At 50.7% G+C, this 14,864-nt stretch carries 8 protein-coding genes and 1 pseudogene; 1 reads left to right on the forward strand and 8 read right to left on the reverse strand.

What is annotated here, in order from left to right; translation table 11 throughout:
• The 4 genes and pseudogenes from HMPREF9412_RS17220 to HMPREF9412_RS17235 form a co-directional block, all read right to left on the reverse strand.
• A partial coding sequence (locus HMPREF9412_RS17220; RefSeq protein ID WP_009592979.1) for a carbohydrate ABC transporter permease occupies positions 1 to 722 on the reverse strand: 722 nt, incomplete at its 3' end.
• Positions 723 to 759: 37 nt separating this feature from the next.
• Positions 760 to 1,718: pseudogene (locus HMPREF9412_RS17225) on the reverse strand (ABC transporter permease).
• A 429-nt stretch (positions 1,719 to 2,147) separates the two neighbouring features.
• A complete protein-coding gene (locus tag HMPREF9412_RS17230; protein ID WP_009592980.1) occupies positions 2,148 to 5,387 on the reverse strand; it encodes a PQQ-binding-like beta-propeller repeat protein in 3,240 nt (1,079 codons plus the stop codon).
• Between the two features lie 606 nt (positions 5,388 to 5,993).
• Positions 5,994 to 6,800, reverse strand: coding sequence for a helix-turn-helix domain-containing protein (locus HMPREF9412_RS17235; RefSeq protein ID WP_009592957.1), 807 nt, complete (start codon positions 6,798 to 6,800; stop codon positions 5,994 to 5,996).
• A 133-nt stretch (positions 6,801 to 6,933) separates the two neighbouring features.
• On the opposite strand from HMPREF9412_RS17235, the gene HMPREF9412_RS17240 reads away from it, so the two are divergent.
• Positions 6,934 to 7,740 carry a phytanoyl-CoA dioxygenase family protein gene (locus HMPREF9412_RS17240; protein ID WP_009592959.1) on the forward strand — a complete coding sequence of 269 codons (807 nt, stop codon included), beginning with the start codon at positions 6,934 to 6,936 and terminating at the stop codon, positions 7,738 to 7,740.
• A gap of 158 nt (positions 7,741 to 7,898) precedes the next feature.
• Here the strand turns inward: HMPREF9412_RS17240 and HMPREF9412_RS31755 are convergent, their stop codons facing one another.
• From HMPREF9412_RS31755 to HMPREF9412_RS17260, 4 genes are all read right to left on the reverse strand, one after another.
• Positions 7,899 to 12,059: a X2-like carbohydrate binding domain-containing protein gene (locus HMPREF9412_RS31755; RefSeq protein ID WP_009592978.1), complete on the reverse strand. Its 4,161-nt coding sequence runs from the start codon at positions 12,057 to 12,059 to the stop codon at positions 7,899 to 7,901.
• 409 nt (positions 12,060 to 12,468) lie between these two features.
• Complete coding sequence (locus HMPREF9412_RS17250; RefSeq protein WP_009592933.1) at positions 12,469 to 12,684, reverse strand: hypothetical protein; 216 nt, start codon at positions 12,682 to 12,684, stop codon at positions 12,469 to 12,471.
• 204 nt (positions 12,685 to 12,888) lie between these two features.
• Positions 12,889 to 13,404 carry a DUF3189 family protein gene (locus HMPREF9412_RS17255; protein ID WP_036672605.1) on the reverse strand — a complete coding sequence of 172 codons (516 nt, stop codon included), beginning with the start codon at positions 13,402 to 13,404 and terminating at the stop codon, positions 12,889 to 12,891.
• 158 nt (positions 13,405 to 13,562) lie between these two features.
• Positions 13,563 to 14,645, reverse strand: a complete 1,083-nt coding sequence (locus tag HMPREF9412_RS17260) for a Gfo/Idh/MocA family protein (protein ID WP_009592937.1) — start codon at positions 14,643 to 14,645, stop codon at positions 13,563 to 13,565.
• Positions 14,646 to 14,864 lie beyond the last annotated feature (219 nt).

Below are 14,864 nucleotides of genomic sequence, written 5' to 3' on the forward strand. Positions count from 1 at the left end.
TCGTTCTGCACCAGGATTTCTCTTAATATCAGCTGCAGCGGGAATTTCTCCCGGTCCGTCAAATAAATCATAGCGTCAAAATACGAGTTCCAGTGACCCACTCCATAGAACAGGATCATCACGGCGATGATCGGCATGGACAATGGCAGCACGATTCGAAACAACATATGGAAGTCGTTGCAGCCGTCGACGTAGGCGCTCTCTTCCAGCTCCACCGGAATCCGGGTCTGAAAATAGGTTCTCATAATAATCATATTGTAGGCGCTGATCGCACCGGGCAGCACCAATGCCCACATCGTATTCAGTAATCCAAGCTCCTTGTTCACCAAGTACAGCGGGATCAGCCCGCCGCTGAAAAACATCGTAAAAGCAAACAGCAGCGTGAATAGTCCCTTGCCATAAAAGCGCTTTCTGGATAGCGGGTACGCACCGAATACCGTCATCATGATATTGATCGCGGTACCCACGAGAGCGTAAAGCAGCGTATTGGCATACCCGCTCCATATTTCGCTGTTCTCGAATACTTTGGCATAGCTGTCCAGGTTGAAGCCTGCCGGAAAGAGCAGCAGCGGCTTGTCCCATATTTGGCGCGGATCGGAGAATGACGCAAACAAAACAAAAATGAGCGGGTACAAAATGACGATGGTCACGAGAATCGACAGCACTAGTATTATGATATCGGCCAGTTTTTCTCCCGGCGTTCGTTTAATGTTCAGCAGCACTTCTTAGGTTCCCTCCCTATTCCTGCATCGACGGCCTTTACCACAAGCTGGTCTCCCCCGCCTTGCGCGCAACCGCGTTAACGATGATCAGGATGATAAAATTGATCACATTGTTGAACAGGCCGACTGCCGCCGAAAAGCTGTACTGGGTGTTAAGCAGTCCGCTCTTGTACATGTAAGTGGAGATCACCTCGGAGGTTTCCAGGTTCATCGCGTTTTGCATCAACAGGATTTTCTCGAAGCCGACACTCATGATGCCGCCGGCACTCAAGATAGACAGGATTACGATCGTCGGGACAATACCGGGAATCGTAATATGCCATATTCGGCGAAATTTGCTGGCCCCGTCCATATATGCAGCCTCGTACAGGTCCGGCGAGATGCCCGAGATGGCTGCGCTGTAGATGAGCGAAGACCAGCCGACTCCCTGCCAGACGCCCGACCAGACATAGAGATGCCAGAATTTAGACGGCTCTGCCAAATAATCGACCGGTTCCTTCCCCAAGGAAACAAGGATGGAGTTAAAGACGCCATTCGTAGGCGAGATGAAAAAAACAGGATACCGACTGCAACGACGACCGAAATAAAGTGAGGTGCATAGGATATGCTTTGAGCGAATGAGCGGAATTTGCGATTCCGAATCTCGTTGAACAAAAGCGCCAGCAGGATCGGTGCGGGAATGCCGACCAGCAGTCCGTATAAACTGATCCCGATCGTATTTTTCAGAATCGTCCAAAAATAATAGGCGTCAAACAGCCTCTCGAAATGTTCGAACCCGACCCAAGGACTGTTCCAGATGCCGAGTCCGGGCATGAAATCCTTGAAAGCGATTTGTACGCCGTACATCGGCCAATAATGCCAGATCAAAAAGTAAAGCACTGCCGGGGAAATGATGATATACAGCCCGATATTTCGCTTTAGCTGCCTCTTAACATGCGTCCACCGGGTGGGTTTGGGAGCGGGCTGTGGGGATGCCGAGTTTAATCGGGCGTCCATGCTTAATCATGACCTCCTTTATCTAATCGAATAGCGTGTAGCAGAAGTCTGAGCTGTGCGAGATCATCAGCAAGATCTGCTTGGTACAGTAATATGACACCTCCCTTCTATACACTTGTACTAACATTTGTTATGTAATTCATAATTTGTTATAACACATTTTAGTAAGGTTTTATTTTCCAGTCAATATGACATCGAATAATTGCTACTTTAGTTGTATAAACGCGGATTTGTTATGACAAATTTCGACGGTTATAGACTTATTAACATCGTCCTGCGTGCCGTAGGTTGTCGAACGATCCTCACAAGGGAGCGCCGGTATCATTCCGAGCAAAAGAAACAGCCGCGTGGTTTACGCGGCTGTTTCTTTTAAATATACGAGCGTTTAGAAACGCATGGTCGATGTTCATTACCTTGCTCTAAGACTGCTTATAGATATGCTGCCAGCTTTGCCAGCACATTCGCCTGTTCAGCCGTCAATTTATTGCCGGATTGCGCCCTGACCTGATTGTTAAAAGCGTTCAGCTTGCCTTGCTTAGCGGAGTCGTTGCCTCGATCCTCCGCCTCTTTGGCGCCTTGCAGCTTGCTTGTCAACGATTGAGCCAGGCCCGGATCGGCAGCGGCAAACCGCGCTGCAAGCTCGGACAAGCTGTCATAGGTCACGGCTACCTCAAAACGAAAGACGGATTCCGTTTTATTTCCGGCCAGATCGACTGCCGTTACGGATATTTCATGGGAGCCTGGTTCGAAGGAATAGGCAGGACGTTCGAGCAGCGGAAGAGAACAAGGATTGTCAGCTAACCCTGACAGACTGTCGACGGCACTGCACGAAACGTATACGGAGTCGGTTACCGTGTACGTACGCTCACCGGTGAATTCAACGACGGGAGCCGTCTTGTCGATCTGCACGTTCAGCGTTCCAGGTGCCTCAGATACGCCTGAGAAGTTGGTGGCGGAATAGGTCACCGTCGTGACGCCTTCCTCAGTGATTTGAAGCTGAGCCGTACTCCCTTTTACCGTGGTCTTCTCTATCGGCTGCGCCCCTTCCGCAGCATATGCAATAGAGTACGCGCGGTCGGAAGAGATGGACAAGGACACATCGGCATTCACCCAGCCGTTCTCGTTGGGAGAAGGCGATAGGCTAACCGTCGAGACGGGCGGAACGCTGTCTTTTACGGTTACGAAGAAATCGTCATAATAGGCCGTTGCCACATTGTATCTGGAAGTTACCGCAATCAGTTTCGCATAAGCTGCATTAGCCGGAGCCTTCCCTCTGAGCGTCACTTTCTGCCATTGGGCCAATCGCGATTCATCCAAATGGGTTTCCAGTGTTGAAATCGTGGCGTTATTGCTGTCAAAGAATCGGAACATAAAGCCGGGCTGGCCCGATTCAATATAGAGATTCATGCCTGCCGTATATTCCTCTCCCGGGATGACGGGAATCGCATCACTTTGTACGGCAACGGATGCCGTTCTCAGCGTGTCCGTAATCTTCAGACTGTGCGTTCCCGTGAAACTGCGTTCCGTGCTGAGATCATAACGATAACCGTTGCCTGGAGCGAATAATTGACTCCATCCCTTCATTTCCTCTTCAAAACCAGGATTGGTGACGGGAACAGCCGTATGCGGCGGTTCTTCCACGACCTCTCCGTCAACTTCCATCCGATACAGAATCGTATTGGTCTGCATGTCTGTGAAATAGAGATTTCCGTCCACATGTAAATCGAATCTGGAGGTGTCGGCCAATGTCCGATGCTCCAGCGTTTCAGGGTCAATGACCGTCAGTTTGTTGTTGAACAGCACGTAAAGCAGACCATCCTCCGACCAGCGGAGCGGGTGATGCGCCCATTGGCTGAAATTCAAGCTTGGATACACTTTTTTGCTCTTCACGACTTCATACGTATCGGGGTCGATCGCAAAAATATACTCATAAGATGCTCCCCAGATCAAACCGTCCGGGCCGGCCGAAAGATCTCCGATGAATATCGGTTTATCCAGTCCCGGAACGCGGAGCGGAAACTCGGTGATTTTTTGCTGCGTCTCTTCATCCCAAACAAAAATCTTCGCTTCCGCTTCCGTCGGCTCGGAGCCCAGTCCGCCCCGAATCGTGGTGGAACCGAACACCTTGCCGTCATGAACCGTCGTGCTGAGCACGCTCTGATTCTGGACGACGTTGCGATGAACGTTGATTTCTCCGGTGGCGGTATCATAAACTGTCAACGAGCCGCCCAAAGTGCCGTAACCGGAAATCGTCGAAATGTAGAGCTTGCCTTTGGAACTGGAGATATCAACCAGCCTCTCCTGATCGTTGCCTAAGACGGCCAGTCTCTTCGGATTGTTCATTCCAGGCTCCGTCGATAAATCGAACTCGTACAGTCCGCCTTCAGGGTACACGCCCATATAGACTTTATTGCCTACGGCATGAACGCTATCCGCTTGGCCGATGCTGAACGGCGTTGCGGTGTTATTGGTCAGATCGACGAGCGAGGAACGGGCCTGCGAGCCGGTGGTGATCAAATGAGTGTCCGATACGCTTTTCAACCGGTTGACAACGCCGGGCAGACCCGGGATGACCGGCGGCATCAGGTGCACCTGCTTGGTTTCGATGTTCATGATCGTAACCCCGCCGTCATATCGGACGGTCACCAGATTTTTGCCCGGGTATTCCGGATTATTGGGAAATTCCACCCAATCTACTCCCCGAAATCCGCTGTTGTACTCCATGCCGGTCAACTCGACCTCATGCGTGTCAAGATTAAACGTTTTCAACTTCTTGTCGGACATATAATACAGTTTTCCGTTAAGCGAGTCCGTCGCGTGCAGCCCCGTTACGTTCTCCAGCACAACATCCAGCCAGCTTTCCGTCTGTGTATCGTAGATAAACGCCTCTCCAGGAATGCCGCTTCCGTCCGTATATCGGGCAAACAAATAACGGTTATCTATCGTGCTCAGGTCATACACGGTGTCTTCTTTAACCGGCAGGGAAGCCGCGATATTTGTTTTCTCACCGGTCGCTAAATTCACGCGCACGATCTGCTTATGCGCGGTGCCGGCATAAATATTGCCGCCCTGGTAAGCAATGGAGCGCACATATTCCTGGTCAAGCACGCCGATGACGCGGCCGTAATCTTTGGTTTGCTTCGTAGCCGGGTCGTATTGATACACTTTGCCGCCTGGATAGGTTCCGACATAAACGCGGCCTTGTTCATCCGTGGTAATGCTGTTCGGCACCGACTGCCCGTCGAATTGGGCAACCTGCTCTGGCACGTGAGTTACGGGAGAGTAGCTCCACAGCCTGGCTCCGCCGCCGTCGGCCGCAAGGAACAAGGTCCCGTCCGGTGCCGTGGTATGTGCCCAGGAGCTTTCAGAGGGGCCGATCGGAATGCTGCGAAGCAGTTTATAATCCTCCAGATCGATCACGTTCAGATGCCCCGGCTTTCCTTTACTGGTCGCATAAAGAACGTTGCGGCCTTCTTCCTTCCCTGCCGTACCGTTGAATACGGCAACCGTATAGTTGTTGGGAACGAGAATTTCCTCCGGTGTTCCGTATGTTTTCTGAGCAAGCCTGCTCTCCCCGGAAGCAGCGGCGAGACCGCCGCCCGAACAAACCAATAACAGACACAATGCCAGCATAAAGACCTGGTACTTGCCGCTTTTTGCGAATCTCATAAATGACCTCCTTAGAATTCGGTGTTGACTATCCCGATAGACCGCTCCTATAGCTGTGAACGAATCCGGCAGGCATTCAGCCTCTTTTTTTTAGTAATCTGAACCTCCTTTGGTCAAGATTAGACGCAACCGCTCTGGTGGAATATGGAAGACTAGCGGAACCGTCTGGCCGTATATTAGGCAAATACCGGGATGGTGTCAATCCATAACGATCATGCTATATTCCTCTTGTCCCTTTATTCGACAATGTGGATATTTCAAAAGAAGCAGAAGCATCACAGCATTAAAGTTGTTATTTCTAGCGGTTAACCAAGCTCGATTCTGTCACAAAGTTAAGGTTAAACGACAAAAAAGCCGCATTATAAGCGGCCCCGCTTAAACAGCAAGGTACCGTCAAACGGATGGTATCTTGCTCAATTTTATCAAGCTCTTTATGAAATTCTACAATTGGGATCATAGCGAAATGGCTGAGAAACCGATGATATCTCAGATGCGGGAATAGAAAAATAAAAGACTGCCCTTCAGCAGTCCTTCCTGTTCTTTCGTATGTTACTCTGATATGTCTGCACCGTCTTCATTCAGGCATCGAATGTAAACCCGGCACATTCATGGATGCCTGCATGCCTGGCGGTACTGCCTCGGCGAAACCCCGAACTGCTTGCGAAACTGATCGGCAAAATGATTGTAACTGTTAAACCCTACGTCATGAGCAGCTTCATTCGCCGTACGGCCCGAATGGCTCATCAATAAAGCGGCATGGCGAACCCTCATCTGGTTCAGATGCTCCAAAATGGTGGATCCCGTTTGCTGTTTGAACAAGTGCGCCAGCCTGGATCCCGAAATTCCGATCTCTCGGGATAAGGCATCAATTTTGACGTCTTCTTTTAACGAACGGGATAACAACCCAAGCGTTTGCTCGACTCTGGGATCTAGCCTCTTGTTCGTCCGCTGTGCAAGCAGAAGCAAAATCTCACGCAGGGCGTTCTCGCACAGAGCTTCCCACAGTTCTAACCGGTCCAGCGAATCTTGCAGCACATTACGAAAGGCCAGCTCGACACGGCCTCGGACACGTTCATCGGGCAAGGTTTCGACCAGAAACTCCTCGTTCGGCAGCATCCCGTTCTCCGGAAGCCCGGGATAATGGATCCAAAGAAAGTTCCAATGCGTCCCCTGCACGGTCCCGTATTCATGGGCGATGTTGGCGCGCAGCAGGCCGAGCTGCCCGGATCCGCAGCATTTCTCCCCGGCAGGCGTGCGGAAATAGCCCTCACCCTGCAGCGTGTAAACAAGCAGCCAGTCTTGCATTCCGTTAGGACGACGCAGGCGATAAGAATCGTCTTGCTCGAAATGATCGCCGAATATGGTTCCGGTGCTTTCTAACGATATGGCATGCCTATCAGCCGGCGTTCTCAAGCGACCTCTCCTCCTCTGTACCCCGAATAGCAGAATTCCGGTAATATTAAGCAGAAATCATACTTCCTCTCAAGTTAAGCAGACCTTATTCTATTGTCAACAGGAAAACCATTAATTTGCGGGAGGAACTGCTATGAGAGAGAAGTTACACGTATTGACGGAAGAACAGCTGCACAATTTCGAAACGGAGGGATTTTTAATTGTAAAAGGTCTCTTCCGCGAGGAGGAGCTGTCGGAGATCGAAGCAACGTTTGAGGAGATCAGCCACACGACCGTGCCCGGCCACTTTGAACCTGTGCTGGACGATGAATCCGTTGAACCGCTCAAACGTTATCCCCGCGTTATGCATCCGCACCGCTTCCATGCAACCGCGAAGAAATACATGCTGCATAAACCGGTCATGCAGGTATTGGCCGATTTGTACGGGGAACCGGCGCTCGCCGCCCAAAGCATGTTCTATTACAAACCTCCAGGCTCCCGCGGCCAAGCGCTGCATCAGGACAACTTCTACCTGCAGGTGGAGCCGGGCAATTGCATTGCCGCATGGACCGCAATCGACGCGGCCGATGAAGAGAACGGCGGTTTGCTCGTCGTTCCGAAAACAAGTGATTATGACCTGGTATGCCCGGAGGAAGCCGATTCGAACGAGTCGTTTACCACTCATTTCGTGAAGCCGCCCAAGGATAGAAAGGTCCTCCCCGCGATCATGGACAAAGGGGACGTCCTGTTCTTTAACGGCAACCTGATCCACGGCTCCTACCGCAACAAATCCAACCGGTTCCGCCGCGCCTTCATCTGCCATTACGCCAACGCGTCGGCCACCAAAATCGGTGCATTTTATCGGCCATTGTTCCGGGAAGACGGCACGGAGATCAACCTTGACGTCAATCCGAATGGCGGTCCGTGCGGCATCGAATTCGATACGGCTTATCCCCATTGAATGAGTGCCGGCCAGCCCGGCACAATCGAAAAAATAAATAAAAGTGATTTTATCTGTTGGCAATCAACAGAAGACAGCCAGCCCTAACGGGCTGGCTGTCTTCTGTTTCAGTATTTTTTTGGAACCCGATGCATGGATCTCCTCCCCTCACGGTAGGTCTATTTGTTTCCTTTCGGAACCCTGAATTTCAATTGATCCACAATCATCCAATTTCCGGACCGTTTCACTCCTTTGATCGTATGTTCGCTATTTTGAAGACCGTTCAGGCGGTAGACGCTCTGGAGGGTCTGCCGGCTGTCATGATAAGCATTGATCGTTTTCATGAATTTGCCGTCCACATACAGATCGATTTTTCCTTGGCCGGGTCCTTTCGGCGTCAGCAGCTCAACGCCAGTACCCTGGAAGGTATATTCAAAATAATCGCCGTTCGACGGCGTAGCATGCACGTCATTCAGGTAGTCTCCGCGGAACTGGAACTCGAACACATTCGTTCCGACCGGTGCTTTGGCCAGATACGATTTCTTGATTTTCACCTTATCCCTGGATACGCTATAATCCTTGCCTTCCTTTAGAAGGCCGGCGCCGTGCTTGATTGCCGTCAGCGTAGTTTCGTCAACTCGAAGTTCGACCTCGACATCCTTCGGATTCCGGCCGTTTTTGTTAAACGCAGCAGCACCCGGCTCGATCAGATCGGTTACCCGATATTTCAAATGATCTAGCAGCATGTAATAGCCCGACTTTTTCACGACTTTCACCGTATGCTCTTCATCTGTCAATCCATCCACATGATATACGCTTTGCTGAACCTGTTTCTCTGGTGCATAGGTGCTTATCGTCTGCAGGAAATCACCGTCTACATAGATATCCATATCGCCTTGGGCATTATCCTTCTCCGTAATCAACTCAATGCCAGTTCCCTTAAAACGGAATTCATAATAATCACCGTTCTTTTCCGTAAAATGCACGTCGTCCTTGTAATCGCCCAGTCCCCGGTTCCTGCTGTGCTGCCATGCTCCTATATACCTCAGGGACGCATCATCGTCGTTGACGGTCACATAACGCCCTCTGGACGTGTCGATGATCACCACGGCAAGGTCCTGCGGCCTGCCCGAGCTGAACGCAAGTTCAAGCTTCGCCGTACCCAGCGGCAATTGCTTGAGAAAGGTCGACAGAATGGTAATCTGATTACCGGAAACGATGTAATCCGTGCCTTCCTGGAGAACCGAATCCCCATAGCGAATACCGGTCAATTGATTGCCATTGAGCTCCATCGTGGCCGTAACGGCTTTCTGTACCTCGGCATTTTTATCAAAGCCTGCCACACTCGGTACAATGGTGCTATTCGGCGGTGTTGTATCCCCTACATCGACAGCCAGGATTTGCGGAGCACCTCCGCTGAAAGAAAAATGCAGAAGTGCCCGGCCAACCGGCAGGGTTGCCAGATAGCTTTTGCTCAGCACGATTCGATTGCCGTTCACCGAATAATCCGTGCCCGGTTTCAGATCGCTGCCGCGATGAGATATTCCCGCAAGCGAGTTTCCATTCCAGGCCACACCTACCGTAATATCCTGCTGCACAGCCTCGTTCTTATCAAACGACTCTTTAGTCGTCTCGAGCAGACTATGTTCGGCTGCGCTATCCTCCACGGTCAACACAAGCGTCTGCGATGCTCCTCCGCTGAATGAGAACAAAAGCTGTGTCAAGCCGTTCGGTTGAGCAGCCAGATAAGACTTCTTCAGCATCACTTGCTGATCCGCCAGCGCATAGTCCTGCTCTTTTACAAGCTCGATTTCGCCATTCTTAATGCTGTCCAGCGTATATCCGTACGTTGCACCCGTGACGGTTACCTCGGTCTCGGCCGAATCCGCTTTATCGTAACGAACGGCAGACGGCGTAATCAGATCGGGCATAAGAACCCGGATTTGGTCCAGCAGCATGAAAATGCCGGATTTTTTCACGGCTTTCACCGTATGCGAGCCATACTCCAAGCCGGACATATGGAATACCGTTTGCTGGGCTAACCTGCCCGCATTCGAAGTATCCACCGTTTGGACGTAAACGTCGTCCACATAGATATCCATTTCTCCTTGCGAAGGATCGAGTTCCGTTACAAGCTCAATACCTGTCCCTGTGAATGTGTACTCGAAATACTCCCCATCCTTCTCGGCAAAGTGGACGTCGTCGCCGAAATCACCCAACCCCCGGTTATAGCTTCGGTTCCAGGCTCCGGTATAATGAATGTCGGGGTGGTCATCGTTCAGCGAAATAACGCCGCCGGCGGCTGTATCTATGACAACGACGACTGCACGTTGCGGCTGTCCGTTGGTAAAGGTAAATATAAGCTCGGTCATGCCCACCGGCAGTGAACTCAGAAATTCCCTCTTCAGCTGCATCTGAGCAGCTGAAACCGTATAGTCGATTCCGGCTGCGAGAGTTGTGCTGCCGGTTGCGACGGCAGTGAGCGCGTTCCCGTTCAATGCAAGCGTCAGATTAACATCGGACGGATCCGAAGCCAGCCGTTCATTGCGATCATAACTGATCACCGGCGGATATACCCTGCTATCCTGCACGGTCGTATCCTGTATCGTCAGCACAAGCTGTTGGTGCAAACCTGCCGGGAACGTAAACGTTAACTGTGCCGTGCCGTTTGGTAGATCAGCCAGATATGATTTGTGGATGCGGATGATATTCCCGTTCACGGTATAATCCGTAAGCGGCACCAAATCATGCCCTCCGTTGGATATGCGGCTGACCTCCTTGTTATCGTTCCACTGAACGGTTAACTCGATATCCTGCTGCTTGGAAGCCTCCTTATCGAAATTCGCCGCTGACGGACTAACCGTACTTCCGTTTACCGTCTCGTCGATGACGTCAATCACGAGATTCTGGGTATCGGACGGCAGCTCCATTCCGCCGTTACGCTTCCAGCTTCCTTCATACCTCATGCCGGTATCATCATCATTTACGGCAACCCAGCCGTCTTGCGCCGTTACTCGCAACAAGCGGGAGCCATGCGCAGGCAATTCAGCGCGATAACCATCCTTGTATATCCCAAGATCGCTCCGGCTCCATAAATCGCGGACGGCTGCGGGAGCCTCCAAGCCTATGCTCTGCCAGTCAACGACCATTTCGGCACTCTTCTCCCCAAGATTGAAGAGTCCCACCGTATAACTGCCGTCGCCGTTATTTGCATACCATACCTGCTGTTCGGTATCCGTGGATACCGGATGCGCCGGACGGCCCGCTTGATTGACCGCGATCACTTCTTCGTTGGTCAACAGCTCGATCCCATAATCGTCCAGCTTGGTCATGTCATCTCCAATGTAGAGCGGAACGGCGGATATCGCCCAAAAGGTCATCGCCGATTGGCGCTCATCCTTCGTCAGCCCATCCATTTCGCCATTGCCTACATTCAAGGAATCGAAATCGTTCCAACCCTCCGGCCCGGCATGCCGCCACCATTGCTCCGCTTTGGGGAACAATCGGGCGATGCTCGGCCAAGTCGTAAGCGCCTCCGAACCGCAATAGCATTCGATATCCCAATCGATGCGCCAGCCGTCGGCATGCTCTTTCCAGTAATCCACGTAACGGATATCCAGCGCCCAGGATAATTCGAGCCAAATATCGTGCCGCTTGAGCGCTTGGGACCAGGCCTTCACGTCATCTCGGGCATCCATCGACAGGTCGGATATGCCCGAGCCCGGCGTGACACTATCGAACTTAATGAAGTCGACTCCCCATTCGCCAAGTTGATCCGCGATCGAATCGATGTATTTTTGCGCGCAGGGATTCGAGAAATCGATCTTGTATCCGAGCCCCCAATAATCCGATTTTTGCAGCGGCTGAGCCGCAATCTCCTGCATCCTGCAGCTGGTGCCGTAAATCTGCAGATTGTCTTCATAGGCTTGCGGGGATAATCCCGGAATCAGGTACAGCCCGAATTTTTGGCCGTTGGCGTGCACGTGATCAATCACGTCCTGAAGCCCGTCCGGGTACAGCGTCGTACTGGGAACGGGTCTACCGTACTCGTCCATACTGCCGTTCCAGCCCGCGTCTACATTGATGTATTCATATCCGTATGGCTGCAGCTTCTCATGCATCGCGTCCGATTGCGCTTTAATATGATCCGCCGTGATCCAGCTGCCGGTATGGTACACCTGGAGGCTGTAGCTGCTCCAGCCCATATACGGCTTGCTTGCAAAATCCTCCTCGGCCGCTGCTTGCGCTTCGGTCGGAACCGCAGGGAACATGAAAGCGATCTGTGCCGCGGCTAACAACATGGCCAGCAATAACCGAGCCGAGCTCTTTTTCTTCTTCATTACATCTTCTCCTCTTCGATATTAGGCTTATATTTGCCGAATGCAGTAACGGCTTCCACCAAGCGTTCGGACGAGTGGTTGCGCATGAATGCGGGACTTCACCTCCTGATTTCTTTTGCAGTCAATACATGATAGCGCTTTCTATTTTTGATCATAGAAGATGGAAGGATTTTCAGATAGGGTCAATTCATGCGATACCATCCCGTTTTCCTTCCTGTGGACGGTACATTATTCCGCTGTACCGTACTTTTTTCCGTTCGAATCCGTTACCGGCACGCTTACGAGCCTGCGCCCAAAGGAATGCAACATCCGTAACTTATATAAAATGTTGTCCGAACAAACAAAAGGGTGACATCCACGAAGTTTATTAAGACCTCCGGAGTCACCCTTTGCTACACCGGCCGAACGATTATTTCATCATGCGTTTCAGCTCTTTATACAGCTTACGGTCCAAGTATCGAATCAGTTTGGTCAGCCCATACAATATGGCGATAATCAAGATGGTGATGACGCTCATGAAAATAATCCAACGAATGGATAACGTTCCTCTGGACCATCCAATCATCAGGAGTAAGAGATACGTCACAATGACAATCCAAATGCTGATTGTGAACAAACGTTTCATTACCATCACTCCCCTTCATGTTATCGTATGGACCGCGGGACGATGGGACTGAGTTATCAATGTGAGACGGTTCCCCCATCCGATCATGTGTCCCTAAATTATACCAGATCAAGCAGATCATAAGAGGCTCGGCGAATGATAAAAAAAGAAGATAACCCTGCAAATTCAGGATTATCTTCTCAGCTTCATAATGCCTTGCTATGGTTATGGTGAGAAATTCTTGTTCTCCATCACGATAACGGACTCCGAGCCGGACCTCGATGCCGCCGTTTGTTTTGTATATAAGACCAGCTCGCGGATCGTGCTGCAGCACTGCTTGGCCCCTGTCACCAATAACGGACCGCCGATGAAACTCAGTTTAAGCCTCTTGGACAAAAATCCACCGATCGTCATGATGATGGGCACGGTAGGCGATGTGTTGGAGAATACGATCGGTTCGTCATTCTGGTATTTGTCTTGAAGAATCAAGCACACATTTTCCAACGCGGGGACAACGACTTTGGATGAACCCCGTCCAATCGTGTACACGGGGTTCCCGTTCTCGTCCAGACCGTGAAAGATAAGTTTACCCATATCGGACGTATTCAGTTTATCGAAATAGTCTACCGCCAGAATCTCCTCTTTCGTAAGCTGGCGATTGGTCGGCAATTTATTCAAATGATAAGCTGCAGCCAGAGATGTTGTATGCGTTCCGCCATAATCATTATAAATAAATATCATGTCCATGACCCTGCCTTCCGATTTAATGAGCTTATTATTACCCATTATGCAAATCTCATTCGCCCGCGATTCATGGATTGCTAGACTTGATACTTTCGCAACTAAAAGAAGCCCTGATGATCAGGGCTTCCTCGGGATGAATCCGATTTAAGATGGGCTTAGTCCAGATAAACGGCCTTGCCGATTTTTGCGGATTCGTATAGAGCTTCCAAGATTCGAGATACAACATAAGCTTGTTCTGGGGTTACCACAGGATCTTTATCCTGGTCGATAGCCTCGATCCATCTTCTCATCTCAACATCCGGAGCTTGCTCCTTCTTGCCGTCATAGAACGCAACCCCGCCGGAGTTCAATTCGATTTCGTTTGTATACAGGCGGCTGAATTTCTCGCCGTTGATGCGAAGACCGTTCTTCATATCGGCTCCGCCTTCCGAACCGCTCAGCGAGCATTTGGCTTCATCGACTTCAAGCGTATTGAGCGCCCAGCTGGATTCCAGCATAATGGTTGCGCCGTTCTCCATCACAATCATGCCGAAGGCGGAATCTTCCACCGTGAATTTTTCGGGATCCCAAGGTCCCCAAGCATTGGCCGCATTCTCCTTGCGGGACAGTTCATGGTATGTGGTACCGAGTACAATCTTCGGCTTGTAATTATCCATCATCCAGAGCGTCAGATCGAGCGCGTGCGTGCCGATGTCGATAAGCGGCCCGCCGCCTTGTTTTTCCTCATCCAAAAAGACGCCCCAAGTCGGAACCGCTCTTCTTCGTACGGCATGCGCTTTGGCAAAATAAATATTTCCGAGTTCACCGGCTTCGCATACCTGTTTCAGATAAAGGCTATCTTCGCGGAAACGGTTATTGTATCCGATCGTCAATTTCTTGCCTGTACGTTTCGCTGTTTCCATCATAAGCTTGGCATCGGCGGCCGTTTTGGCCATCGGCTTCTCGCACATAACATGTTTTCCCGCTTCAAGCGAAGCAATGGAAATCTCGGCATGAGAATCATTAGGGGTCAAGACATGTATAATATCGATGCTTTGATCCTGCAGCAGCTCTTTATAATCGCTGTACACTTTAGCTTCCTGGATGCCGTATTTGTCGGCTGCTTCTTCTGCCCGCTCAAGGACAATATCACAGAATGCCACGAGCTCCACGTTTTTTAAACGGCTTAAGCTGGGAAGATGCTTCCCGTTTGCGATTCCGCCGCAGCCGATAATTCCAATACGATAAACTTTAGACATGGATCATCACCATCACTTTTCGTCATTTTTTAAAATTTCATAATTTCTGCTTATTCGAAACTCCTTATAAAACAAGCAGATCGTTGTATGTAATTCTGTCACAACACCTCAACGAATCTCTGAAAGGCACATCACGCTCAACAAAGAGCGGCCGCCAGTCGGCATGTGGAAAACCTTCATCCATCCGAAGGGTTGGTGTACACGCCACGTTTAGGGAAG

The sequence above is a fragment of the Paenibacillus sp. HGF5 genome (assembly GCF_000204455.1).
Lineage (GTDB): Bacteria > Bacillota > Bacilli > Paenibacillales > Paenibacillaceae > Paenibacillus_AQ > Paenibacillus_AQ lautus_A.

Coding starts and splice junctions, on each gene's coding strand:
- HMPREF9412_RS17260 (WP_009592937.1), bottom strand. CDS start 14,645: ATGTCTAAAGTTTATCGTATTGGAATTATCGGCTGCGGCGGAATCGCA.
- HMPREF9412_RS17255 (WP_036672605.1), bottom strand. CDS start 13,404: ATGATATTTATTTATAATGATTATGGCGGAACGCATACAACATCTCTG.
- HMPREF9412_RS17240 (WP_009592959.1), top strand. CDS start 6,934: ATGAGAGAGAAGTTACACGTATTGACGGAAGAACAGCTGCACAATTTC.
- HMPREF9412_RS17230 (WP_009592980.1), bottom strand. CDS start 5,387: ATGAGATTCGCAAAAAGCGGCAAGTACCAGGTCTTTATGCTGGCATTG.
- HMPREF9412_RS17250 (WP_009592933.1), bottom strand. CDS start 12,684: ATGAAACGTTTGTTCACAATCAGCATTTGGATTGTCATTGTGACGTAT.
- HMPREF9412_RS31755 (WP_009592978.1), bottom strand. CDS start 12,059: ATGAAGAAGAAAAAGAGCTCGGCTCGGTTATTGCTGGCCATGTTGTTA.